The sequence below is a fragment of the Streptococcus sp. Marseille-Q7156 genome (assembly GCF_965119495.1).
Genome location: NZ_CBCPLU010000001.1, coordinates 167241 through 193193, shown reverse-complemented (window position 1 = coordinate 193193; position 25953 = coordinate 167241). Strand labels below are relative to the sequence as shown.

At 41.9% G+C, this 25953-nt stretch carries 14 protein-coding genes, 19 tRNA genes, 3 rRNA genes and 2 pseudogenes; 2 read left to right on the top strand and 36 right to left on the bottom strand.

Annotation, left to right across the window (positions count from 1 at the left end):
- Window positions 1–2: 2 nt before the first annotated feature.
- The 8 genes and pseudogenes from ACWPV5_RS01025 to ACWPV5_RS00990 all read right to left on the bottom strand — a co-directional run.
- Window positions 3–194: pseudogene (locus ACWPV5_RS01025) on the bottom strand (nuclear transport factor 2 family protein); the annotation flags it as partial.
- 34 nt (window positions 195–228) lie between these two features.
- Entirely contained in the window at window positions 229–672 is a 444-nt protein-coding gene (locus ACWPV5_RS01020) for a MarR family winged helix-turn-helix transcriptional regulator (protein WP_454381981.1), read from the bottom strand.
- A 143-nt stretch (window positions 673–815) separates the two neighbouring features.
- Entirely contained in the window at window positions 816–2009 is a 1194-nt protein-coding gene (locus ACWPV5_RS01015; RefSeq protein ID WP_004238796.1) for an O-antigen ligase family protein, read from the bottom strand.
- 137 nt (window positions 2010–2146) lie between these two features.
- Window positions 2147–3589 (bottom strand): sucrose phosphorylase, encoded by a 1443-nt coding sequence (gtfA, locus tag ACWPV5_RS01010; RefSeq protein ID WP_454381980.1) that lies wholly within the window; start codon window positions 3587–3589, stop codon window positions 2147–2149.
- A gap of 320 nt (window positions 3590–3909) precedes the next feature.
- Window positions 3910–4743, bottom strand: a complete 834-nt coding sequence (locus ACWPV5_RS01005) for a carbohydrate ABC transporter permease (RefSeq protein WP_219966964.1) — start codon at window positions 4741–4743, stop codon at window positions 3910–3912.
- Between the two features lie 16 nt (window positions 4744–4759).
- Complete coding sequence (locus tag ACWPV5_RS01000) at window positions 4760–5632, bottom strand: sugar ABC transporter permease (protein ID WP_261077419.1); 873 nt, start codon at window positions 5630–5632, stop codon at window positions 4760–4762.
- Window positions 5633–5650: 18 nt separating this feature from the next.
- Window positions 5651–6901 (bottom strand): annotated as a pseudogene (locus ACWPV5_RS00995) (extracellular solute-binding protein).
- 34 nt (window positions 6902–6935) lie between these two features.
- A complete protein-coding gene (locus tag ACWPV5_RS00990) occupies window positions 6936–9098 on the bottom strand; it encodes an alpha-galactosidase (protein ID WP_261070472.1) in 2163 nt (720 codons plus the stop codon).
- Window positions 9099–9205: 107 nt separating this feature from the next.
- Between ACWPV5_RS00990 and ACWPV5_RS00985 the strand changes: the two genes are divergently transcribed.
- A complete protein-coding gene (locus ACWPV5_RS00985) occupies window positions 9206–10066 on the top strand; it encodes an AraC family transcriptional regulator (RefSeq protein ID WP_261070475.1) in 861 nt (286 codons plus the stop codon).
- Window positions 10063–10998 (top strand): bifunctional biotin--[acetyl-CoA-carboxylase] ligase/biotin operon repressor BirA, encoded by a 936-nt coding sequence (gene birA / locus ACWPV5_RS00980; RefSeq protein WP_219966960.1) that lies wholly within the window; start codon window positions 10063–10065, stop codon window positions 10996–10998. Before ACWPV5_RS00985 ends, birA begins: the two co-directional genes overlap by 4 nt.
- 126 nt (window positions 10999–11124) lie before the next feature.
- Here the strand turns inward: birA and ACWPV5_RS00975 are convergent.
- From ACWPV5_RS00975 to patA, 28 genes are all read right to left on the bottom strand, one after another.
- Window positions 11125–11212: transfer RNA gene (locus ACWPV5_RS00975), tRNA-Ser, on the bottom strand.
- Window positions 11213–11218: 6 nt separating this feature from the next.
- Window positions 11219–11292, bottom strand: a tRNA-Ile gene (locus ACWPV5_RS00970).
- A gap of 34 nt (window positions 11293–11326) precedes the next feature.
- Window positions 11327–11397: transfer RNA gene (locus ACWPV5_RS00965), tRNA-Gly, on the bottom strand.
- Window positions 11398–11417: 20 nt separating this feature from the next.
- Window positions 11418–11490: transfer RNA gene (locus tag ACWPV5_RS00960), tRNA-Phe, on the bottom strand.
- Window positions 11491–11493: 3 nt separating this feature from the next.
- Window positions 11494–11567: transfer RNA gene (locus ACWPV5_RS00955), tRNA-Met, on the bottom strand.
- Window positions 11568–11577: 10 nt separating this feature from the next.
- Window positions 11578–11667 (bottom strand) — tRNA-Ser (locus ACWPV5_RS00950).
- 12 nt (window positions 11668–11679) lie between these two features.
- Window positions 11680–11753, bottom strand: a tRNA-Ile gene (locus ACWPV5_RS00945).
- 13 nt (window positions 11754–11766) lie between these two features.
- Window positions 11767–11840 (bottom strand) — tRNA-Met (locus tag ACWPV5_RS00940).
- Window positions 11841–11845: 5 nt separating this feature from the next.
- Window positions 11846–11919: transfer RNA gene (locus ACWPV5_RS00935), tRNA-Pro, on the bottom strand.
- Window positions 11920–11934: 15 nt separating this feature from the next.
- Window positions 11935–12008: transfer RNA gene (locus ACWPV5_RS00930), tRNA-Arg, on the bottom strand.
- 9 nt (window positions 12009–12017) lie between these two features.
- A tRNA-Leu gene (locus ACWPV5_RS00925) sits at window positions 12018–12103 on the bottom strand.
- Between the two features lie 7 nt (window positions 12104–12110).
- Window positions 12111–12182: transfer RNA gene (locus ACWPV5_RS00920), tRNA-Gly, on the bottom strand.
- A gap of 22 nt (window positions 12183–12204) precedes the next feature.
- Window positions 12205–12277, bottom strand: a tRNA-Thr gene (locus ACWPV5_RS00915).
- 18 nt (window positions 12278–12295) lie between these two features.
- Window positions 12296–12377 (bottom strand) — tRNA-Leu (locus tag ACWPV5_RS00910).
- 5 nt (window positions 12378–12382) lie between these two features.
- Window positions 12383–12455 (bottom strand) — tRNA-Lys (locus tag ACWPV5_RS00905).
- A 24-nt stretch (window positions 12456–12479) separates the two neighbouring features.
- Window positions 12480–12552 (bottom strand) — tRNA-Asp (locus ACWPV5_RS00900).
- A gap of 2 nt (window positions 12553–12554) precedes the next feature.
- A tRNA-Val gene (locus tag ACWPV5_RS00895) sits at window positions 12555–12627 on the bottom strand.
- Between the two features lie 4 nt (window positions 12628–12631).
- Window positions 12632–12747, bottom strand: a 5S ribosomal RNA gene (gene rrf, locus ACWPV5_RS00890).
- Between the two features lie 76 nt (window positions 12748–12823).
- Window positions 12824–15724, bottom strand: a 23S ribosomal RNA gene (locus ACWPV5_RS00885).
- Between the two features lie 123 nt (window positions 15725–15847).
- Window positions 15848–15920, bottom strand: a tRNA-Ala gene (locus tag ACWPV5_RS00880).
- Between the two features lie 51 nt (window positions 15921–15971).
- Window positions 15972–17517 (bottom strand): 16S ribosomal RNA (locus ACWPV5_RS00875).
- Together the 16S, 23S and 5S rRNA genes with 19 tRNA genes alongside form the textbook arrangement of a ribosomal RNA operon.
- 242 nt (window positions 17518–17759) lie before the next feature.
- Window positions 17760–17831: transfer RNA gene (locus ACWPV5_RS00870), tRNA-Glu, on the bottom strand.
- A gap of 144 nt (window positions 17832–17975) precedes the next feature.
- The gene (locus ACWPV5_RS00865; protein WP_261064488.1) at window positions 17976–18410 is read right to left on the bottom strand and encodes a cytidine deaminase; all 435 of its coding nucleotides are present in this window, start codon (window positions 18408–18410) and stop codon (window positions 17976–17978) included.
- Window positions 18411–18423: 13 nt separating this feature from the next.
- Window positions 18424–19884 carry a glutamate--tRNA ligase gene (gene gltX / locus ACWPV5_RS00860; protein ID WP_261064486.1) on the bottom strand — a complete coding sequence of 487 codons (1461 nt, stop codon included), beginning with the start codon at window positions 19882–19884 and terminating at the stop codon, window positions 18424–18426.
- A 127-nt stretch (window positions 19885–20011) separates the two neighbouring features.
- Window positions 20012–21361, bottom strand: coding sequence for a glucose-6-phosphate isomerase (locus tag ACWPV5_RS00855; protein ID WP_000018268.1), 1350 nt, complete (start codon window positions 21359–21361; stop codon window positions 20012–20014).
- A gap of 170 nt (window positions 21362–21531) precedes the next feature.
- The gene (locus ACWPV5_RS00850; RefSeq protein ID WP_454381979.1) at window positions 21532–22221 is read right to left on the bottom strand and encodes a gamma-glutamyl-gamma-aminobutyrate hydrolase family protein; all 690 of its coding nucleotides are present in this window, start codon (window positions 22219–22221) and stop codon (window positions 21532–21534) included.
- A 138-nt stretch (window positions 22222–22359) separates the two neighbouring features.
- Complete coding sequence (patB, locus tag ACWPV5_RS00845) at window positions 22360–24126, bottom strand: multidrug efflux ABC transporter subunit PatB (protein WP_454381978.1); 1767 nt, start codon at window positions 24124–24126, stop codon at window positions 22360–22362.
- A 1-nt stretch (window position 24127) separates the two neighbouring features.
- Window positions 24128–25834 carry a multidrug efflux ABC transporter subunit PatA gene (patA, locus tag ACWPV5_RS00840; RefSeq protein WP_454381977.1) on the bottom strand — a complete coding sequence of 569 codons (1707 nt, stop codon included), beginning with the start codon at window positions 25832–25834 and terminating at the stop codon, window positions 24128–24130.
- Window positions 25835–25953: the final 119 nt, after the last annotated feature.

The following is a 25953-nucleotide window of genomic DNA, read 5'->3' as shown; positions in this document are numbered from 1 at the left end:
TTTTAAAACTTTCCTCGATTGATCAAGTCTTCTACCTTAGGCATGACTTCCTTATTGTCCCAATGCTCCTCAATTTTCCCGTTCTCTAGGCGGAAGATATCGTACTGGGCATAGGCAACTCCATCAATCTGAGTCTGACCATAGCTAACCACATAGTTTCCTTGTCCTAAGAGTTGGAAAACAAAGTCAAAAGTGGCCTTTACTTATAAACAGCTAATTTGCTCCATTTCAAACCTCATTTTCCTCCTCTTTCAGATTCGCCAAAATTCTTTCTTGAAAGGCTTCAAATTGCCGAATTTCTTCCTCTGAAAATCCTTTGTAAAAAATCGTATCCAATTTCTGACTGACACGATGCCCCACTTCTTTCTGGGACTTGCCCAACTCTGTTAAAACCAAATACTTCTTACGCTTATCTTTTCCACATGGACTAACAGTTATAAGATTTTTCTCCTCTAGCTTTTTTATCATAGTCGTCAGCGTATTATTTGCAAGCCCAGTCGCAAGCGCAATATCTGTCGCAGTTGCGCAGCCAGTTTCACTATTCCATAAAACCGCTAAAATCTTCCCCTGTTCACTCCGATAAAGAGCTTCAGGATCTTGGCTCAGTAACTTTTGAAAAATCCGCCCATTCAACAAACGAATATGATGGGCTAGCAAATGACTATCTTTCATAACACCTCCAATTTATTTCGATATCGAAATGAATAGAATAATTGTAACACTTGTCCTTTCAACTGTCAACTATTTCGATTTAGAAGTAATTTTTCCTAGTAAAAAATCTCCCACCCAAGGTAGAAGATTGTAATCTTATATACTTAATCCGTCATGTCCGATACCAACGTTCGATGCTCCAATGGAACACTGCACATAACTAGCAAGAAAATGAAACCTGACTGAATCCAGAAGAGAGCCAAGTCAAAGATTCCGTGCACAGCAACCACTGTAAGGAAAGACAGATAAAGACCGATAATCGGACGTTTCCCCGACTCCTGACTCATATCCATCATCAAGCGAACAGGAGCCACAGAAGACAAAACTAGTAAAATAGTCCCCACAATTCCGTAACTCAGAATCGTATCAATATAAAGACTGTGAGCATGTTCATGATAAGGAGCATTTATCCGAGGATACGAGTGCATGTAGGTCAATGGCCCCTCACCCCAAAAAGGATTTTGCTTAAACAAGGCCATCCCAGCATCCCAGATAGAAATGCGTTCTTCCATAGAAGAGTCTAAAGTCCCCATCCGAACTCCTAAATCACTGGAAAAGAGGAAACTCAAGCCAATCGCAAAGACCCCAATACTAAGCCAAAAGGCCTTCCAGTTTTTAATGGTCGTAAAGAGATAAATAATGGCTCCAGCGATAATAGCAGGAAAGGCAGTTCGATTTTGCGTAAAGTTCAAACCAAAGAGATTCACAAAGCCTGCAATCACACAGAATACTTTCAACCAATTCAACTTGGTCGTTGTAAACAGATAGAAGGCAATCATGATACAGAAACAACAAATAATTCCATAATAATTAGGGTTAAAGAAGGTCACTTCTGCACGATTCTGATGCCACACCTGCATATTGGGTGAAAGAAAAGCATAGTTGAATTTCTTCACAATTTGGAAATGTTCTAAACTCGCAAAAGCAGCTGACAAGACGCTACCAAACAAGACGAGCTGCAAAATCAATCGAAAGAATTTATGTGATAAAATCGACTGATAATGCAAAAAGAAAACAGTAAATAGAAAAATTCCTACCGAAGCCACAACTCCCATCCAATTTTGTGCAAAAACGGATATAACAGTACTATAGCCAAGAAAAAGAAGCAGCATCGGATGCTCCCCCATTTTCTGAAGAATACTTTTCATGTCTCCTGTGAAAATTAAACTGATAATATATAAACAGAATACAACTACAAAAAGATAAAAGGGTAAAAAGATACTCAGGATAATTCCCAATAAAATCAGCTCTTTACTAGACAACCCTTTCAGCTTTTCAATAAAGCCTATTGATTTCAAAATGAATCCTTTCTCTCCAAATCAATTGATTCAGATAATAGTAAGCTACCCTATATTGTACCACTTTTTTAGCAATTTGAAAACAAAGGAAACGTTTTCTAAAATAAAAACCCTATTTTATCAACCATATCAAGGCTTCAAAATGTTACTTCAATTCCGTTCTCAATTACCCGATAAGTCTGATTTTGCAAATCAATTTCTGCTACTGCTGTTACGGACTTATCTTTATTTTGACGCTTGATTACAATGCTGTGGGCTGTTGGTGTTTCAACGTCAATAGTTCCTTCTAAATCAAATGCTTCTGAACGATTACGGAAAGAAAATAGATTGAGAAGTGCCTTCACCACAGGGCGTTGGACTTCTTCTGCTATTTCCTCATTGCTATAGTAATGACGATTAATATTTCGACCTTCTTTAGTTTCTTCTAATAATTTCAAATCATTCTTGCCTGCTAATAGACCTACATAGTAAAGCTGAGGAATACCTGGGGCAAATGCTTGAATTAAGCGTGCAAGAAAATACTTAACATCATCATCTCCAAGCGCAGAATAATAGGTTGAATTGATTTGGTAGATATCTAGATTGTTATACTCTGCACTAGAGTACTTACGTTTGACATTAGCTCCAACCTTATAGAGCTCATTTGAAGCATAGTCGATTTCCTCATCAGTCAGGATATCCTTGACATCCACCACTCCAATCCCATCATGGGTGTCTAGCGTCGTAAATTGCTTCATTGGGCTCATCTTTAACCACTTAGCCAAACGCTCTGTTCTGGAACTATAAAGAGTATAAAGTGTCACCATTGGAAGAGCAAAATCATAAACATAGTAATCGTGATCCGCTATTTTAAACTGAATTGAATAGTGTTCATGAATCTCAGGTAAAAGCTCTGTCCCATACTCAGCAGCGATATCTCGAACTTTGTCCAATAAATCCCAAATATCTGGTTCTACAAAGAAATCATTAGTATCCAATTTCTTCACTGCATAAGCAAAGGCATCTAGACGAATCAAATCACACCCATTACTTGCCAAGTGCTGAATGGTCTTACGGATAAATTCCATCGTTACTTTTTTGGTCACATCAAGATCAATCTGCTCCTCACCAAAGGTATTCCACAAATGTTCCACTGACCCATCTTCAAAAACAATCTCTTGCTTTGGTGCACGATCCTTACGCTTGTAAATTAAATCTACATCAGACTGTGTCGGACGGTTTTCTGGCCAAAACTTATCCCAGTTTAAAAAGAGATCTTTAAATTCACTGGCTTCATGTTTTTCTTGATAGTCCTTATAATACTTAGATTGACGAGAAATATGATTAATCATAAAGTCAAACATAAGATAATATTTCTCACCTAAACGCTTAATATCCTCCCAATCACCAAAAGCTGAGTCCACTTCGTCGTAGTCAACAGGCGCAAATCCACGATCACCTGTTGATGGGAAAAATGGTAGAATGTGAACTCCTCCAATAGCATCTCCAAAATGCTCTTCCAAATTCTCATATAAGTCTTTAAGATTATTTCCCAGACTATCTGAATAGGTAATCAACATGGTTTTATTCTGAATTGGCATCATTACTCTCCTTTTTCTAATTGAAGCCAAGTCTCATATGACCTGGCTTCGTAAATCAAATTCATGTTATACTCTTCGAAAATCTCTTCAAACCACGTCAGCTTTATCTGCAACCTCAAAGCTGTGCTTTGAGCAACCTGCGGCTAGCTTCCTAGTTTGCTCTTTGATTTTCATTGAGTATTAAATCTCTGTTTATCATCAAACTCGTACTAAATATAGACTTCAATAAACTAAGTACTACTTTCTTGTTTTCTACATAGAATTATCAACAAGCTGAACCCTGCCTCTGTGTCAGAGACTATAGATTCCATGAGTTCTTCTTACTTCACTGCTCCGTTGCTCATTCCTGAAATAATATGTTTTTGGAAGATGAGGTAGACGACAGTAATTGTTACAATTCCTACAATATAGGATGCAAAACTTGGCCCATAGTCATTAAAATACTGACCTTGGTAGTTGTACTGGAAGAGAGGCAAAGTCCACATCTTGGAATCCTTATTCAAAATCAACAGTGGCAACATAAAGTCATTCCAGAACCATAATGCATTGATAATCAAGGTTGTAGCATGCATGGGCTTCAGCATTGGAAAGATAATTCGACGGTAAGTTGTAAATCGATCACCCCCATCAATTTCTGCAGCTTCATCTAAACTATCTGGTACACTGATTTTAATATAACCAACATACAAGAAAAGAGTCTGTGGAATTGCATAAGTTAGATAAAGTAGTACCAACCCCCACATATTTGCCAGGCCGAGTTTGCTCATCATAACTGTGATAGGAATCATAATCACCTGAAATGGAACAAATATCCCTAAGATCAAGAGCGAATACATAATTGCAAAGACTTTTTTCTTGGACATATTTCGAGCAATGGAATAGGCTGCAGCTGGTATAAAGAATGCTACTACAATCAATGATAACACCGTAATAACAGCTGAATTCCAGAAATAGCCTCCAATCCCATCCGAAACCAATCGTTCATAATTGCTTAATGTAAAAGGATTTGGCAAACCAAAGAAATGATTCATGATATCCTTGGTTGTCTTGAAGGAACTAAAAACCGTTACCAACAAAGGAACAAGTATGAGAATACTACCTACTACCAAGAGGACATACTTCCAAAACTGATTCAATTTTTCTTCTTTTTTCATGTGTAAGACTCCCCTATTAGATTTCAAATTTCTTTGATAGTTTGATTTGGATAAGAGAAACAATTCCAATAATTAAGAATAGAATCAAGGCAATTGCATTCGCATATCCATATTGATTACTCTTGAAGGCATAGTTATAGACTAAAAGACCAAGAGACGTTGTAGCATTATTAGGACCACCACTCGTCAAAGCAAAAATTTGGTCAAAGGCAGTCAAACCGGACTTAAGAGCTAGGATAAAAACCATAGAAATCGTTGGCAACAAATATGGTAATTCAATCTTCCAAAAAGTTTGTTTGCTTGTTGCACCATCAATTGATGCCGCCTCCAAAATATCACTTGGAATACTCTGAAGACCAGCAAGAAAGAGAATAATTGGCATTGCTACTCCTTGCCATAGAAGAACAAAAATAGTTGCCACTACCGCTCCGATCGGTGTTCCTAATAGACTTTCTTGTAAAAAACTAATCCCTAAAATTTTTCCAATCGTTGGAAGACCATAGTTAAAGAATTGTTTAAAAATCAAGGAAACTGTCAAACCAGACAAAACCGCTGGGAAAAAGAACCATGCTCTAAAGAAGGTCTGCCCTTTAATCTTAGAATTTAAGGCTCGAGCGACAACCATCCCAATTGTAATCTCTCCAATAATCAATGCCAGGGTTAAAATCAAAGTAAAAGCAATGGCTGTGAAGAATTTCCCATCAATCATCAGCAATTTGTAGTTATTCAGACCAACAAATTTATAATTATAGGTCAATCCAGTCCAGTTAGTCAAACTATAGAAAGCACCTTGTACCATCGGAAAGTAAAAGAAGATAGCTTGTAATGCAAGCGGGATGAGCAAAAAAGTCCAACCCCAGTATTTATTTAAAAATTTTCGAATAGCCATATCATCTTAACTCCTATTCTAGTCCAAATCTGCCTTCATTGGATTAAAGAAAGCATTGAGATTGTTTGCCATATTTTTCAGATTTTTATCCATCAAGTAACCTGCACTTAGATTAAAAAAATCTTCTTCAGAATTCCAGTGTTGGCCCAACCAAACATAATGTTTATCCGTAAATGCTAGTTTAGAAATCTCTGCAAGTGCTGAATCTTCTTTTTACTGTACACCTTTTACAGCAACTAGTGATCCATCCACATCATAATATTCTTGCATAGCTTTTGAACTAGTCATATAGCTGATAAATTCTTCGGTTTCTTTAGGATGTTTGGTAGTAGCTGAAGTTGATAATGCCATGTCCCCTGCACCAACAGTGACTTCTTTTCCTACTTCTTCTCCTGGGAAGGCAAACATCCCCACATCAAATTTTGGATCCTGTTGATTAATTGCCGCTAATGCCCATGAGCCTTGTGGCATCATCAAGGCTTTTTCATTCGAGAATGCTACCACCGCATCATTATAAGAGGCACCACGCCATCCATCTTGAGCATTGTCTGCCAACAAATCTAGTCGTTCTGCATCTGCTTTTAAAATAGCATCATCTACAGAAATAGCATTTGGTTTTGAAAAGCGAAGATAGTTATTAGCTGCGTCTCCACTGCCTGTAATAGTAATGAGAGAAAGTTGGTGATAACCGTTTAATGTCCATCCTTCATTGCCTGCAACTGCAAACGGAGAATTCCCACTATCTTTTATCTTTTTAACAATCTCTTGAAACTCTTTAAAAGTCTTCGGTTCCTCAAGTCCTAATTCTTTAAACTTTGTTTTATTGTAATAGATTCCATAAAGGTTAGCAGTTAAAGGCACACTATAAATCTTGTTATTGATTGCATACTTTTCTGCATAGTCATTCTTAATATTCTCAAGATAAGATTTCCCTGTCATATCTGCAAAGTAACCTGCTTTTGCCCACTCCTGAAAATCCATATTTTGAGGATAGATATTAACAATATCTGGAACATCTCCTGATAAAATCCGAGTCTTCAGAACAATTCCAGCTGCCGGAACAGTCGTCAGTTTTACATCAATAGTAGGATGATCCTTTTCAAAATGATCTACAATTTTTTGCAAAGTATCCGCCATTTCGGTCTTCTGGTTAAAAAATTCAATCGTTACCTTTCCATCAGTCGATTGATTATTCTGACCACAAGCTGCTAGGCCTAGTAAACTAACCCCAGCTACTAAAAGAAAACCTGCTTTCTTATACCATTTCATTGGAAAGCCTCCTTTATAAATTTACACACCTTTATTATAGTCTTCTAAAAATATACTGTTTACTCAAAAAATCTCCTTGGGATAAGATAACAGTTAAGCCCGCATACATTAGTTCTGCACCTGAGTAAACTACTCCATTTTCCTGTAATTCATACAGTCCCTCTTCATCCAAATCTTTTAACTTTAAAGTTGTTTCCATGGTCTCTACAACTGACAAAACGCGAACGTAGGTTACAATCGTTTGATTTTTGTAATTAAATTGTACAGCAGCTTCATTGGATGCAGTATCAGGATTAATTAGTCTATACTGTTGTCCTAACTGAACTACTGGACGCAATTCCTTATACAAGTTCACCTGATTAGCAATCTCAGCTTTCTCTTCATCTGATAAACTTGTCAAATCAAGCTCATATCCCAAATTTCCCATCATTGCTACATGACCACGAGTTTCCAATGGTGTCATCCGTCCCATCTGATGATTCGGTACTGCTGACACATGAGCCCCCATAGAAATGGTTGGATAGAGATAGGATGAACCGTATTGAATTGGTAAACGTGCAATAGCATCTGTATTATCACTAGCCCAGACTTGTGGGAAATAGCGCATCATACCAAGATCATTTCGTCCACCACCACCAGAGCAGGACTCAAAGAGAATATGGCTGTGCTTTTCTGTCAGATAAGAAACGAGTTCGTAAAGCCCCAACATGTACTGATGAGATTGCATCTGTATTTCTAGATAAGTAAAGCCATTTCCTAGGTTAGTGATATTGCGGTTCATATCCCATTTAATGTAATCAATTTCATGATAAGATAGGAGTTGATCTAAGACATTTTTCAAGTATTCTACTACCTGAGGATTGGCAAGATTAAGTACTAGTTGATTTCTAGAATAGGTATGGTCATATCCTGGAACCTGAATAGCCCAGTCAGAATGTTGACGATACAAATCGCTATCTACAGAAATCATTTCAGGTTCTAACCAAAGCCCAAACTGCAAACCTCTTTCATGGATAGCTGAAATCAGACTTTCTAGGCTTCCACCCAGTTTTTCCTCATTAACACTCCAGTCACCTAAAGCACGATTATCATCAAAGCGATTGCCAAACCAACCATCATCTAATACAAAAAGTTCAATGCCAACTTTCTTAGCTTCATCAGCTAGCTCTAACAGCTTTTCTCTCTGAAAGTCAAAGTAGGTAGCTTCCCAGTTATTGATTAGGATTGGACGCTCTTTTTTAGAAAATTTACTTGGCATAATGTGCTTCAGTACAAAATTATGACTTTCATGACTAACACCAGTTAATCCCTTATCTGAATAAGTCACTAAAGCTACCGGTGTTTCAAAGTATTCCTCAGGGTCTAACTTCCAAGAAAAATTTTCCGGATTTATGCCAATAGCCACCCGAACTTCATTCAATTGATTCTTTTGAGCAAAAGCTTCAAAGTTTCCACTATACATTAGTTGAATAGCAAACACATTTCCAGCATCCTCTGTGACTCCTTGATCACATAAGAGAAGAGCTGGTGTTTGAGCATGCCCAGAAGCTCCACGGTTCGAACTAATCGAAAAGATTCCTTGTTCTACCTGTTGACGTCTGACAGTCTTTTCACGAGCATAAGCTCCCTGAAGAGTTACGATTTCGTAAGCTGCCGCTGGAAAATCAGCCATAAAAGAAAAGTCTTTATGAATGACAACTTCCTGATTACTATTATTCACTAATTTACTGTAGCTAGCAATAGTCGAATCATTATAAAAAGCAGTATAATACAAAGTCAGACTAAGTTGAGCCTTAGAATCTTCTAACATTAAGACAAGAGTCTCTGTATCATCCACGCTGTGTGGAGAAGGTAAGCCCTGTGGACCATTCTGACCTTTTAAAATCTTTGCTTCTACAAATCGAAAGTCTGTTACTTCAGTTGCATCATGCTGAACCTGTAAAGTTGGTTTTCTAAAGTCACCCAAACCATGTTGTCCAAAAATTTGACGTTGTGTATCTAAGCTAAAGGTTCGATTAGTAGCTGTTGGATTTCCTGAAAAGGCATGGTCTCGTTCATAAACACTGTTGGAACCTTTATAGTTCTTAATAGTCTTTCCTAAATGTTTCAAAAGTAAGTACCCATCACGATTTTCAATAATCAAGCTTAGATTTTTACTCTCAACATAAAATAGATTATTCTCTATCCTAACTCCCATTTACTTCACCTCATCACTTTATTGATTCTATTTTATCATATGAAATCGCTTTCCGAAATAGAAAAATGTCTCAAGAATATGGTAAAATGTTAGGTAGGAGGTGGCACATACTAGTTTTTTCAGAATACCAGACTGGAACAATTGACCTTTCCCTAAGCTTTTATGGATATGAGGAATGCACACCTAATTACTCTTTTGGTCCAGCAATTCGAGATACATACGTCCTACATTACATTACTAAAGGACAAGGAAAATTTCATTATAATGGTAAAATTGTTGATTTAAAAGAAGGAGATTTCTTTCTATTAAAACCAGATGAACTAACCTTTTATCAAGCAGATAGTAAAGAACCTTGGGCATACTACTGGTTAGGAATCACTGGAGGGAAAGCTCCTGATTATTTTGCTCTTTCTCAAATTTCTGACCAATCTTATCTCATCCAATCTGAAACTTGTCATACCCAGACTACTGCAAAGCTCATCTCAGACATTGTCCGATTCGCTCAGATTACAAAATCCAATGAATTAGCTCAACTCCATATTATGGGACAACTCCATGAACTGATGTTTCATCTGGGAACTATTGCTCCCAATCAGAAAAAAAAGAATATTTCATCAACCTACCAACTCTATCTTGAATGTAAAAGATTAATTGATAGCCACTATCCTCAATCACTTACAATACAAGATTTAGCAAAAGAACTATCCGTTCACAGAAGCTACTTATCAAGCGTATTCAAAGAATTTAATACCTTATCACCCAAAGAATACCTACTCTACGTTCGAATGCACCGAGCTAAACAACTTCTCGAAAATACCCAAGAGTCTATCAAAGTAATTGCATATTCGGTAGGTTTTTCAGATCCACTCCATTTTTCAAAAGCTTATAAACAATACTTTAATCAGACTCCAAGTCATACAAGAAAAGAATATTCCCAACACCAACTAGTGAGAAAGGAAACACTATGAAATCCTACCAAGCCGTCTACCAAATTCTAGCTAAAGAAACCGACTATATCAGCGGAGAAAAGATTGCAGAAGAACTATCACTGACCCGAACATCAATTTGGAAAGCCATCAAGCGTTTAGAACAAGAGGGCATTAAAATTGATAGTATCAAAAACAAAGGCTATAAACTTGTGAATGGAGACCTTATTCTTCCAGAACTTCTAAAACAAAATCTTCCAATTAAAATCAGTTTTAAACCCGAAACACGATCAACACAACTCGATGCAAAAGAAGCAATTGATTTAGGAAATGAAGCAAACACCCTCTATCTAGCTTCCTATCAAACAGCTGGCCGAGGCCGTTTTCAACGTTCTTTCTACTCACCTCAAGGTGGCATTTATATGACACTCCATCTTAAACCCAATCTCCCCTATGACAAATTACCATCCTACACACTACTTGTAGCAGGAGCTATCTACAAAGCCATTAAGAACCTAACATTAATAGATGTCGACATAAAATGGGTCAACGATATCTACCTCAAAAATCATAAAATTGGAGGAATCCTCACTGAAGCAATGACCTCTGTAGAAACAGGCTTAGTCACAGATATCATTATTGGAGTAGGAATCAACTTTACTATTAATGATTTCCCACAAGAATTAAAAGAAAAAGCTGCTAGCTTATTTAAAACTACAGCTCCAATAACAAGGAATGAATTAATCATAGAAATCTGGCGTGCTTTCTTCGAAACACCAGCAGATGAGTTATTATACCTATATAAAAAACAGTCATTCGTTCTTGGAAAAGAAGTTACTTTCACACTAGATCAAAAAGACTACAAGGGACTTGCTAAAGATATCTCAGAAAATGGCAAACTTTTAGTTCAATGTGATAACGGAAAAGAAATCTGGCTCAATAGCGGAGAAATTTCACTCAAGAGTTGGAAGTAATAATAAACTAGCACAACCATAAAAAAACTTCAGATAAGTAATCCAATTAAGTTTTACAAATCTGAAGTTTTTATTCTACTATTCTTAGAAATACAAAAAAAAGAGAGTTATAAACCCTCATTAAAACGGAGAATAAGGGATTCGAACCCTTGCGCCAGTTACCCGACCTAACGATTTAGCAAACCGTCCTCTTCAGCCTCTTGAGTAATTCTCCAATTAATGGGCACGAGTGGACTCGAACCACCGACCTCACGCTTATCAGGCGTGCGCTCTAACCACCTGAGCTACGCGCCCAAGTTAAAAACTTGGTAATTTGAACAAAGTTCAAAGCGGGTGACGAGAATCGAACTCGCGACAACAGCTTGGAAGGCTGTAGTTTTACCACTAAACTACACCCGCATACATACTATAAGTAAAAATGGCGCGAGACGGAATCGAACCGCCGACACATGGAGCTTCAATCCATTGCTCTACCAACTGAGCTACCGAGCCTTATTGCGGGAGCAGGATTTGAACCTACGACCTTCGGGTTATGAGCCCGACGAGCTACCGAGCTGCTCCATCCCGCGTTAATACAAAAGGAGGATGTGGGATTCGAACCCACGCACGCTTTTACACGCCTGACGGTTTTCAAGACCGTTCCCTTCAGCCGGACTTGGGTAATCCTCCATAATATTCAAATGGACCTTGTAGGACTTGAACCTACGACCACTCGGTTATGAGCCGAGAGCTCTAACCAGCTGAGCTAAAGGTCCAACAAGATCATTATAGCGGCGAAGGGGATCGAACCCCCGACCTCCCGGGTATGAACCGGACGCTCTAGCCAGCTGAGCTACACCGCCATATATCGGGAAGACAGGATTCGAACCTGCGACACCTTGGTCCCAAACCAAGTACTCTACCAAGCTGAGCTACTTCCCGAGTTAAATAGAAAAATGCACCCTAGAGGAGTCGAACCTCTAACCGCCTGATTCGTAGTCAGGTACTCTATCCAGTTGAGCTAAGGGTGCTCTATATTATGCCGAGGACCGGAATCGAACCGGTACGATCGTTACCAATCGCAGGATTTTAAGTCCTGTGCGTCTGCCAGTTCCGCCACCCCGGCCTCTCTAAGCGAACGACGGGATTCGAACCCGCGACCCCCACCTTGGCAAGGTGGTGTTCTACCACTGAACTACGTTCGCACTGTTTTCTTCTATCTAAAAATGCCGGCTACATGACTTGAACACGCGACCCTCTGATTACAAATCAGATGCTCTACCAACTGAGCTAAGCCGGCTCATTTATTATATCTTAATGCGGGTTAAGGGACTTGAACCCCCACGCCGTTAAGCGCCAGATCCTAAATCTGGTGCGTCTGCCAATTCCGCCAAACCCGCAGATATGACCCGTACTGGGCTCGAACCAGTGACCCATTGATTAAAAGTCAATTGCTCTACCAACTGAGCTAACGAGTCTAAAATAACTTACGTTATTTCAAACGGTCCCGACGGGAATCGAACCCGCGATCTTCGCCGTGACAGGGCGACGTGATAACCGCTACACTACGGGACCTTTGGGAGTTAACGGGATCGAACCGCTGACCCTCTGCTTGTAAGGCAGATGCTCTCCCAGCTGAGCTAAACTCCCTAGAGCTAAGCGACTTCCATATCTCACAGGGGGCAACCCCCAACTACTTCCGGCGTTCTAGGGCTTAACTTCTGTGTTCGGCATGGGTACAGGTGTATCTCCTAGGCTATCGTCACTTAACTCTGAGTAATACCTACTCAAAATTGAATATCTATTCAAACCAAGAAAACCTCTCGCTTTCATATTCTCAGTTACTTTGGATAAGTCCTCGAGCTATTAGTATTAGTCCGCTACATGTGTCGCCACACTTCCACTTCTAACCTATCTACCTGATCATCTCTCAGGGCTCTTACTGATATAAAATCATGGGAAATCTCATCTTGAGGTGGGTTTCACACTTAGATGCTTTCAGCGTTTATCCCTTCCCTACATAGCTACCCAGCGATGCCTTTGGCAAGACAACTGGTACACCAGCGGTAAGTCCACTCTGGTCCTCTCGTACTAGGAGCAGATCCTCTCAAATTTCCTACGCCCGCGACGGATAGGGACCGAACTGTCTCACGACGTTCTGAACCCAGCTCGCGTGCCGCTTTAATGGGCGAACAGCCCAACCCTTGGGACCGACTACAGCCCCAGGATGCGACGAGCCGACATCGAGGTGCCAAACCTCCCCGTCGATGTGAACTCTTGGGGGAGATAAGCCTGTTATCCCCAGGGTAGCTTTTATCCGTTGAGCGATGGCCCTTCCATACGGAACCACCGGATCACTAAGCCCGACTTTCGTCCCTGCTCGAGTTGTAGCTCTCGCAGTCAAGCTCCCTTATACCTTTACACTCTGCGAATGATTTCCAACCATTCTGAGGGAACCTTTGGGCGCCTCCGTTACCTTTTAGGAGGCGACCGCCCCAGTCAAACTGCCCGTCAGACACTGTCTCCGATAGGGATCACCTATCCGGGTTAGAGTGGCCATAACACAAGGGTAGTATCCCAACAACGTCTCCTTCGAAACTGGCGTCCCGATCTCATAGACTCCTACCTATCCTGTACATGTGGTACAGACACTCAATATCAAACTGCAGTAAAGCTCCATGGGGTCTTTCCGTCCTGTCGCGGGTAACCTGCATCTTCACAGGTACTAAAATTTCACCGAGTCTCTCGTTGAGACAGTGCCCAAATCATTACGCCTTTCGTGCGGGTCGGAACTTACCCGACAAGGAATTTCGCTACCTTAGGACCGTTATAGTTACGGCCGCCGTTTACTGGGGCTTCAATTCATACCTTCGCTTGCGCTAAGCACTCCTCTTAACCTTCCAGCACCGGGCAGGCGTCACCCCCTATACATCATCTTACGATTTAGCAGAGAGCTGTGTTTTTGATAAACAGTTGCTTGGGCCTATTCACTGCGGCTGACTTAAAGTCAGCACCCCTTCTCCCGAAGTTACGGGGTCATTTTGCCGAGTTCCTTAACGAGAGTTCTCTCGCTCACCTGAGGCTACTCGCCTCGACTACCTGTGTCGGTTTGCGGTACGGGTAGAGTATGTTTAAACGCTAGAAGCTTTTCTTGGCAGTGTGACGTCACTAACTTCGCTACTAAACTTCGCTCCCCATCACAGCTCAATGTTATAGATATAAGCATTTAACTCATATCACACCTCACTGCTTAGACAGACTCTTCCAATCGTCTGCTTTAGTTAGCCTACTGCGTCCCTCCATCACTACATACTCTAGTACAGGAATATCAACCTGTTGTCCATCGGATACACCTTTCGGTCTCTCCTTAGGTCCCGACTAACCCAGGGCGGACGAGCCTTCCCCTGGAAACCTTAGTCTTACGGTGGACAGGATTCTCACCTGTCTTTCGCTACTCATACCGGCATTCTCACTTCTATGCGTTCCAGCACTCCTCACGGTACACCTTCTTCACACATAGAACGCTCTCCTACCATACCTATAAAGGTATCCACAGCTTCGGTAAATTGTTTTAGCCCCGGTACATTTTCGGCGCAGGGTCACTCGACTAGTGAGCTATTACGCACTCTTTGAATGAATAGCTGCTTCTAAGCTAACATCCTAGTTGTCTGTGCAACCCCACATCCTTTTCCACTTAACAATTATTTTGGGACCTTAGCTGGTGGTCTGGGCTGTTTCCCTTTCGACTACGGATCTTAGCACTCGCAGTCTGACTGCCGACCATAATTCATTGGCATTCGGAGTTTATCTGAGATTGGTAATCCGGGATGGACCCCTCACCCAAACAGTGCTCTACCTCCAAGAATCTTAATGTCGACGCTAGCCCTAAAGCTATTTCGGAGAGAACCAGCTATCTCCAAGTTCGTTTGGAATTTCTCCGCTACCCACAAGTCATCCAAGCACTTTTCAACGTGCCCTGGTTCGGTCCTCCAGTGCGTCTTACCGCACCTTCAACCTGCTCATGGGTAGGTCACATGGTTTCGGGTCTACGTCATGATACTAATCCGCCCTATTCAGACTCGGTTTCCCTACGGCTCCGTCTCTTCAACTTAACCTCGCATCATAACGTAACTCGCCGGTTCATTCTACAAAAGGCACGCTCTCACCCATTAACGGGCTCGAACTTGTTGTAGGCACACGGTTTCAGGTTCTATTTCACTCCCCTCCCGGGGTGCTTTTCACCTTTCCCTCACGGTACTGGTTCACTATCGGTCACTAGGGAGTATTTAGGGTTGGGAGATGGTCCTCCCAGATTCCGACGGGATTTCTCGTGTCCCGCCGTACTCAGGATACTGCTAGGTACAAAGACTATTTTAAATACGAGGCTATTACTCTCTTTGGCTGATCTTCCCAAATCATTCTTCTATAATCTTTGAGTCCACATTGCAGTCCTACAACCCCGAAGAGTAAACTCTTCGGTTTGCCCTCCTGCCGTTTCGCTCGCCGCTACTAAGGCAATCGCTTTTGCTTTCTCTTCCTGCAGCTACTTAGATGTTTCAGTTCACTGCGTCTTCCTCCTCACATCCTTAACAGATGCGGGTAACAGGTAGTACCTGTTGGGTTCCCCCATTCGGAAATCCCTGGATCATCGCTTACTTACAGCTACCCAAGGCATGTCGTCGTTTGTCACGTCCTTCTTCGGCTCCTAGTGCCAAGGCATCCACCGTGCGCCCTTATTAACTTAACCTTATTTTTGACCTTTCAGTCATAAACTCTTATTAATACTACAGCGTTTTCGGTTTATTTTCTTGTTACTATTTGATATAGATATTCAATTTTCAATGTGCATTACTTGGTGATCTCTCACCAATGGAGCCTAGCGGGATCGAACCGCTGACCTCCTGCGTGCAAAGCAGGCGCTCTCCCAGCTGAGCTAAGGCCCCACAAGACCTCTCAAGACTAAACAAGACCAATGCGCAGTTCCTTATCCTTAGAAAGGAGGTGATCCAGCCGCACCTTCCGATACGGCTACCTTGTTACGACTTCACCCCAATCATCTATCCCACCTTAGGCGGCTGGCTCCTTACGGTTACCTCACCGACTTCGGGTGTTACAAACTCTCGTGGTGTGACGGGCGGTGTGTACAAGGCCCGGGAACGTATTCACCGCGGCGTGCTGATCCGCGATTACTAGCGATTCCGACTTCATGTAGGCGAGTTGCAGCCTACAATCCGAACTGAGACTGGCTTTAAGAGATTAGCTTGCCGTCACCGGCTTGCGACTCGTTGTACCAGCCATTGTAGCACGTGTGTAGCCCAGGTCATAAGGGGCATGATGATTTGACGTCATCCCCACCTTCCTCCGGTTTATTACCGGCAGTCTCGCTAGAGTGCCCAACTGAATGATGGCAACTAACAATAGGGGTTGCGCTCGTTGCGGGACTTAACCCAACATCTCACGACACGAGCTGACGACAACCATGCACCACCTGTCACCTCTGTCCCGAAGGAAAACTCTATCTCTAGAGCGGTCAGAGGGATGTCAAGACCTGGTAAGGTTCTTCGCGTTGCTTCGAATTAAACCACATGCTCCACCGCTTGTGCGGGCCCCCGTCAATTCCTTTGAGTTTCAACCTTGCGGTCGTACTCCCCAGGCGGAGTGCTTAATGCGTTAGCTGCGGCACTAAACCCCGGAAAGGGTCTAACACCTAGCACTCATCGTTTACGGCGTGGACTACCAGGGTATCTAATCCTGTTTGCTCCCCACGCTTTCGAGCCTCAGCGTCAGTTACAAGCCAGAGAGCCGCTTTCGCCACCGGTGTTCCTCCATATATCTACGCATTTCACCGCTACACATGGAATTCCACTCTCCCCTCTTGCACTCAAGTTAAACAGTTTCCAAAGCGTACTATGGTTAAGCCACAGCCTTTAACTTCAGACTTATCTAACCGCCTGCGCTCGCTTTACGCCCAATAAATCCGGACAACGCTCGGGACCTACGTATTACCGCGGCTGCTGGCACGTAGTTAGCCGTCCCTTTCTGGTAAGATACCGTCACAGTGTGAACTTTCCACTCTCACACTCGTTCTTCTCTTACAACAGAGCTTTACGATCCGAAAACCTTCTTCACTCACGCGGCGTTGCTCGGTCAGACTTCCGTCCATTGCCGAAGATTCCCTACTGCTGCCTCCCGTAGGAGTCTGGGCCGTGTCTCAGTCCCAGTGTGGCCGATCACCCTCTCAGGTCGGCTATGTATCGTCGCCTTGGTGAGCCGTTACCCCACCAACTAGCTAATACAACGCAGGTCCATCTGGTAGTGATGCAATTGCACCTTTTAAGCAAATGTCATGCAACATCTACTGTTATGCGGTATTAGCTATCGTTTCCAATAGTTATCCCCCGCTACCAGGCAGGTTACCTACGCGTTACTCACCCGTTCGCAACTCATCCAGAGAAGCAAGCTCCTCCTTCAGCGTTCTACTTGCATGTATTAGGCACGCCGCCAGCGTTCGTCCTGAGCCAGGATCAAACTCTCATTAAAAGTTTGAGTTCTCACTCATTTCTGTCACTGACAGATTTATTGTTTTTTTCATTGTTCAGTACTACAACCTTAGTTGTAGTGCCCTGCACATTGGTTCGTCTTGTTCAGTTTTCAAAGGTCTTTGTCACTCGCTTCTCTCAAGTGACAACTATATTAGTATATCACAGTCGCTTTCGCTTGTCAACACTTTTTTGAAACTTTTTTAAGTTTTTTTCATCAAGTGTTTCAACTGCAACATACCATAGTCCGTACGGGATTCGAACCCGTGTTACCGCCGTGAAAAGGCGGTGTCTTAACCCCTTGACCAACGGACCAGAGTTGTTATTTTCAACTCTTACTATTATACCGACTTTTTGTTTTTTGTCAACTACTTTTTTAAACTTTTTACAAATTTTCAATTCTTTTCAAGTACAGTTTTTCAAATTATAGTAAAAAGAGCCAGAATTGTACTGACTCTTCTATTGTTCATTAAACTTAGAAGCACGTTCTTCTCCCCACCAATAGGGGATTAGTTCTGCGACTTTCACCGTCTTTCTTGTATCGTAGTCCATCATAAATTCTGCATCCTTATTTTCAGCGTTCAACTCCAAGAGAAATTCTCTGCAAGCTCCACAAGGCATACCGGAACTTCCACCATAAGGTGGTTTATCACGAAAGGCTAATACTTTCTTAACCTTAGTTTGTCCTGAAAATTGGTACATATTGAAGAGGGCCGCCCGTTCTGCGCAGAGATGGAAAACACCACAGGTTCCCTCCATACAAAATCCTGTAAATATTTGTCCATCTTCTGCTTCTACTGCGGCAACGACATGATTAGCATAAACAAAATCAGATACTTCATGTGGATTATACAGTTTCTGTGCTTCTTCGTACATCTTTTCCCATATGTCCATTGTTGCATCCTTCTTACTTAGAGATTTCCTTTAACATATTTTCGATATGCTGAATTGATTTTTCACGTCCAAGCAAGAAAATTGTATCTGGTAATTCTGGTCCATGCATTTCACCTGACACAGCGATACGAATAGGCATGAAAAGATTTTTCCCTTTAATACCTGTTTCTTTTTGGACTGCTTTGATTTGTGGGAAGATATTTTCTGTTATAAATTCATCATCTGTCATCGCCTCAAGTTTTGCTTTGAAGGCTTCAAGAACTGTTGGGACTGTTTCCCCCGCCATGACTTCGCGCTCTGCTTCTGTCAATTCTGGGAAATCTGAGAAGAAAAGATCTGTCAATGGGATAATCTCATCTACTGATTTCATTTGTGGTTTATAGAGCTCGACTAATTTTTCAGCCTTGTCAGTTAAACGGCCTGCTTCCTCTAAGAATGGTTTTGCCATTTCAAAGATAGTTTCTAGGTCTGCATTCTTGATATAGTCATTGCTCATCCAGTCTAGTTTTTTCTGGTCAAAGGCTGCTGGAGACTTGCTGAGGCGATTTTCATCGAAAAGTTTAATCAATTCTTCACGAGAGAAAATCTCATCTTCGCCACCTGGGTTCCAACCAAGAAGGGCGATAAAGTTAAAGACTGCTTCTGGAAGGTAACCTTTCTTTCGGTAATCTTCGATAAATTGAAGTGTATTAGTATCACGTTTAGATAACTTCTTACCAGTCTCAGAGTTGATAATCAAGGTCATGTGACCGAACTCTGGAGCTTCCCAACCAAGTGCTTCATAAACCATGAGCTGTTTTGGTGTATTAGCAATATGGTCATCTCCACGGATTACGTGAGAGATTTGCATATCGTGGTCATCGATAACAACAGCAAAGTTGTAAGTTGGGTAACCGTCTTTCTTTTGGATAACCCAGTCACCACCGATATTGCCACCTTCAAATTCGATATCACCTTTGACCATATCATGCCACTTGTAGATACCTGACTCATTGACCGCCAAACGAACCGTTGGGATGATCCCTGCTGCTTCACGTTCTGCGATGTAAGCTGCTTTTTCTTCTTCACTCATACCAAGGTATTCATTGATGTAGCGTGGTGTTTCGCCAGCTGCTTCTTGGCGTTCGCGTTCAGCTGCCAACTCTTCTTCTGTAACGTAAGATTTGTAGGCTTTTCCTTCAGCTAATAGTTGGTCGATGTATTTTTGATACAAGTCCAAACGCTCAGACTGGCGGTAATTTTCATGTGTTTCTGGGCTTTCATCCCAATCCATACCTAACCAACGAAGGTTTTCAAGCTGTGAACGTTCCCCATCCTCGACATGACGTTTACGGTCAGTATCTTCAATACGGATAATAAAAGTTCCACCATGATGACGTGCGTAAAGGTAGTTGAACAATGCTGTACGGGCATTCCCGATGTGTAGTAGTCCTGTTGGACTTGGTGCGTAACGTACGCGGATATCTTTTGACATAGTTTCTCCTATAAAGTCTCTAGGCGTCTGCCTTTTTGCTCTCTATATTATATCACAAGTCTTGGCTGAGTCCAATTTCTATGGATAAAGAGAGTAAAAAGAGTGGACAAACCACTCTTTTCTTCTATTATAGACGTGCGTTAAGTTCTTTGCTCAATTCTTCAAATCCTGGTTTTCCAAGAAGGGCAAACATGTTACGTTTGTAAGCTTCAACACCTGGTTGGTCAAATGGGTTGATAGCATTCAAGTAACCTGAAAGAGCGATAGCCAATTCGAAGAAGTAGATTGTGTAACCAAGAGTGAAAGCGTCTTGCTCTGGAAGAGTCACGTACATGTTTGGTACATCACCATCTGTGTGGGCAAGAAGAACACCATCAGTCGCTTTTTTGTTTACAAAGTCAACGTCTTTTCCTTGAAGGTAACCAAGTCCATCAAGGTCTTCTTCCAAGCTAGGGATAATCACGTTTTTACGAGGTTTGTCAACACGGACAACTGTTTCAAACATGATACGAGTTCCTTCTTGGATAAATTGACCAAGTGAGTGCAAGTCAGTTGAGAAGTTGGCTGAAGTTGGGTAGATACCTTTTTGGTCTTTCCCTTCTGATTCACCAGCCAATTGTTTCCACCACTCTGAGAAGTACTGAAGTGATGGCTCATAGTTTACCAAGATTTCAGTTGCATAGCCTTTACGGTAAAGGATGTTACGAACTGCTGCGTATTGGTAAGCTTCGTTTTCAGAGATTTTGTCTGAAGTGTAGTCTTTGCGAGCTGCGTTCGCACCTTCCATGAGGGCTTTGATGTCAGCTCCTGATGCTGCGATTGGAAGCAAACCAACAGCTGTCAATACTGAGAAGCGTCCACCAATGTCATCTGGAACAACAAATGTTTCCCAACCGTTAGCGTCTGCTTCAACCTTAACAGCACCTTTTTGGCGGTCAGTTGTTGCATAGATACGTTTGTTAGCTTCTTCTTGACCGTATTTCTTAACCAAGAGTTCTTTGAAGACACGGAAAGCGATAGCTGGTTCAGTTGTTGTACCTGATTTAGAAATCACGTTTACTGAGAAGTCTTTGTCTGCAACATACTCTACCAAGTCAGCAAGGTAAGTAGATGAGATTGAGTTTCCTGCGTAAAGGATTTGTGGAGCTTTGCGTTCTTCTTTTGTTTGCAAGTTAGCAAAGTGGTGGTTCAAGAAGTCGATTGCTGCTTTGGCACCAAGGTAAGATCCACCGATACCGATTACAACCAAGACATCGCTGTCTGATTTGATTTGCTCAGCAGCTTTCAAGATACGGTCAAATTCTTCGCGGTCGTAGTTTTCAGGAAGGTCCAACCATCCCAAAAAGTCGCTACCAGCACCAGTTCCTTTACGGATCAATTCATCTGCTGCTGTTACTTGTGATTGCATGTATTCCACTTCATGTGGTGCAACAAATTTGTCTAAAACTTTTGAATAATCAAATTTAATATGTGACATGTTATTCCTCCAATATTTCTTCTTTTCTATCATAACGCTTACCTTCGTTTTTTTCAAGTTTTTTTGTCGAATTTCTCCAATTTTTATCAGAATTCAAACGTTTGCGTAAAAATCCCACATTCCAAAAATTTTGAAAAAATAAAAGAAAGAACGACCAGATGTCCCAGTCGTTACAGTTCATTCAATAAATACTCAAATAATTCTAAATTACCATTCTCTTCATTAACCAGAAACTCTGGATGCCACTGCAAACCGATAATGCGGTGCTCATCGATAGACTCAATCGCTTCGATGGTCTGGTCTCTTGGATCAATAGCAGTTACACGGAAATTAGGTGCCAAATCTTTAATGCTTTGACGATGGACGGAGTTGACCTGACTTTCTTTCCCAAATAGCTTAGCCACCACGCTTCCCTCCACTGTCTCAATAGAGTGAGATGTTCCGAAAGGTAGTCCTTGCCAGTGACCTTCGATTTCTTGATTGAGGGTTCCACCAAAGGCAACATTGACAAGTTGAACACCGCGACAGATTGCCATAATTGGTTTATTCTGACGAAGCGCTTCTTTCAAGAGGGCCAATTCAAACTCATCACGCACTAGATTGTAATCATCGCTCTCGATGGTCTTTTTCTCTCCATAAAACTGAGGATGGACATTTTGCCCACCTGTCAAGATAAGTTTATCTATCATTTCTACATAATCGCGTACAACTGACTCATCACCAACAGGAATAACTAGAGGGAGACCACCGACTTGACGAATGCTCTCTGCGAATCTACAAGATACAGATGAATGAATGTTTTTGCCTTCTGCGTCTACAGGACATAGATTTGCAGCAACTCCTACAACCATTCTAGCCATGATGCCTCTCCTTTCGAATGTTAACGATAGTCCTATCATATCACTCAAAATGCCTTTCGTCTAATATGTTTTTTTTAAGGCTGTGATAAAAATTTTTTATGGACAAGAAAAAGCTGCCCACATAGGACAACTTCTTTCTTATTCAAAAACAAATTGATTGTGATAGAGTTCTGAATAGAAGCCACCTAGCTTCAAGAGTTCATGGTGGTTACCTCGTTCAATGACTTCTCCATCTTTAAGGACAATAATCTGATCTGCATTGAGGATGGTCTTCAAACGGTGGGCAATGACGAAACTGGTTCTGCCTGCTACAACCGCCTCCATGGCATGCTGAATCTTGCTTTCTGTCACCGTATCTACATTTGAAGTAGCTTCATCTAGAATGAGAACTTCTGGATCTGTCATCAAGGTTCGAGCGATAGAAATCAATTGTTTCTGTCCTGTTGAAAAGATGCTCTGGTCATCATCTATAAGAGTATCGTACTTATCAGGTAAGCTTTCGATATAGTCGTGAATGTGGGTTGCCTTGGCTGCTGCCTCAACCATTTCTTGACTAGCATCTGGCACACCGAAACGGATATTGTCTCGAATCGTTCCACTAAATAAGACCGAATCCTGCAAAACAATTCCCACCTTGCTTCTAAGACTATCTAAATCATAGTCACGGATGTCTTTACCGTCAAAATAAATACCACCAGCATCAACATCATAAAAGCGATTGATGAGGTTCATAATAGTCGTTTTCCCTGACCCAGTTGGACCAACAACTGCTGTCATCTGGCCTTTAGGGGCAGAAATGCTGACATCTTTCAAAATAGGTTTATCAGGCAAGTATGAAAAATCAATATGACTAATTTCAACACCTTCTTGCAACTTAGTGAAAATTGGAGCCTTTTCAGGTCGGATTTCTTCCTCTGCGTCAAACATTTCCTGAATCCTTTCAGCACCTGTAAAGGCTAACTGAAGGCTTCCCCAACTAGCTGCAACTTGGATAATAGGCTGGTAGTACTGCTGTGAAAATTGGGCAAACATAACAATCAAACCCAGGGCTGTACTAGTTTCAATAGACTTATCATTCAAAAGTACAGCTGAACCAGCAAAGATAACGATGGCTGTGTTGACCAGACTCATCCCATTCATGACAGGGAAAAGGATACCAGAAAACATTCTTCCTTTAAAGGTTGCCTTGCGCACGCGCTCATTTTGCTCAAGAAATCCTGCCATCATATCCTCTTGAATTCCTTGGACAATGACAGCTTTTTGGCCTGAGATACTCTCATCCATATAGGCGTTGAGCTTTCCTACCTCTTTTTGCTGGAGATTGGTATATTTGCGTGCCATTTTCACGATGAAAATCAGCATGAGGAAGGCTACTGGTGTGCTGGCAATGGTGATGAGAGCCAGAGTTACATTTCTCGAAAACATGACAAGAATCAAACCAATGTATAAAGCAATATTGCTCATGACCTGAATCAAGCTCTCGTTAAAGGCTTGGAGGATATTATCCAAATCACTGGTAAAACGAGACAGGATATCTCCATCTTGTCGGCGGTCAAAGAATGAAACCGTCAATCGCGCAAGCTTCCCAAATAGGCCTTTGCGCATCTCGTTGGTCGATTCTGCAATCACGCGCGTCATGAGGCACATGTATATGACACTGGAGATAAATAGAACCAAAACCAGCAGACCAAGATTGACCATGATTCCTGATAGACTCTGCCAAACAAGTTCTGGATTGCCATCTTGATAAGCTTGAACTAAATTAGCTAGCTGCGTCACTGCTTGTCCAGAAAAGACTGGAAAGAGGGCTTGGGCAAGAGTCGCTAGAACAATCATCAGTATGACAACTACAAATGATAGCTTATAGACTTTAAAATAATTCCAAAAAAATTGAACTGTCTTCATTTTACTCCTCCTTTCCTTTCTGTGTTTCATAGATTTCACGGTAAACATCATTGTTGGCAACCAAGTCTGCATGCGTGCCTTGACCAATCAATCGCCCTTGATCTAGAACCAAGATTTTATCTGCATGAACAACCGAGCTAATCTTTTGCGCGATGATAATGGTTGTCGTCCCCTTCAAGTCCTTATTCAAGGCTTCTTGCACTAGACGCTCTGATTTGGCATCCAAGGCCGAGGTCGAATCGTCAAAAATCAGAATACGCGGATTGCTGACAATCCCACGCGCAATCGACATCCTTTGTTTTTGCCCACCAGAGAAATTGGTTCCCCGTTCCTCAACTGGACTTTCAAAGGTTTTCTCCATACGATGAATGAATTCACTGGCTTGGGCAATATTGGCTGCGCGCTCCATTTCAAATAGAGTAGCGTCTCCCTTACCCTGTCTCAGGTTATCTGCAATCGTTCCACTAAAGAGAATGGCTCGTTGGAGAACGATAGAGACAGCTTTACGCAGGGTCCCTTCACTCACTTCTCGAATATCCTTGCCTCCGATTTTGATAGCCCCTTCCTGTGGGTCAAAGAGACGTGGAATCAATTGAGCCAAGGTTGATTTTCCTGCACCAGTCGCTCCAACGACACCAACCATCTGACCAGGCTCGATAGTAAAGCTCACATCTTTCAGCATCGGTTCCTTGTCCATTGGATAGGTAAAGGTTACATTTTCAAAGCTAAGACTTCCAACCAACTCTTCATCTGGTACATCCTTGAAGGTCATGGCTGGCTCTGCGTCAAGAATTTCTCGAATACGACGCATAGAAATCATAGCACGACTGACAGAATTTCCCAAAAATCCAACCATGACAATGGTAAAGATAATCTGGCTTAGGTAATTGACAAAGGAAGCAATGGAGCCAACAACTGACGGATCCGACTGAACCATCCCAGCAACCAGCCAAATAGAGAGGAAGACCGCCCCGTAACCGACCAACATCATGAAAGGTTCCACTACTGAGAAGGCATATCCGATGTAAAGGTTTTGACCGAGAAGCTCGTCTGAAACCTCCGTAAACTTAGCAAACTGCTCTTTTTCTTGGACAAAGGACTTGACCACACGAACGCCACGTAGATTTTCCTTGGCAATGGCATTGATGCGCTCAAGAAGGGTTTGAAACTTGGCAAAACGAGGACCCATCATCCCCATCATGACAGCAGTCAAACCAAAAATTAAGATCACCATGAGAACAATCACCCACCACAGAGAAGGTAGGGTTTGAACCGCCAAGATAAAGGAACCGATGAACAAGAGGGGAAGTCTGAAAAGAATTTGGAAGGTCATCATGACGACGTTCTGAATCTGGTTGATATCATTTGTCATGCGAACGACTAGATTTCCCGCATTAAATTGTTCAATATTGGCATAAGAAAAGGTTTGGATTTTACGGAAGGCATCCTCTCGAAGGTCGGATGAAACTCCTTGGGCAATATAGGCTGCAAGGATAACATTGAGCCCACCAGCAACCAGACCGACCACGGCCACACCAATCAACCAAGCCCCGATACTATAAATAGCTTCATATTTTCCAGCAAGGAGGGCGTCTAACACTTCCTGTAGGTAACGCGGTTGCAAAAGTGAACTAGCAACCATCAAGCCTGTCATCAGGAGCGAAGCCAAGGCCTGCCACTTGTAGGTTTTTATTTTCTGAATTAGCATACTTTCTCCTTAAAAAATAGACAAAAGGGAGCGACAATGTGTCAGCTCCTTCTCATTCTGTTTGTGTGATGTTATTCTAGCAAAAAAGTGGGGGATTGTCAAAGAAGTCTCCTTGATAC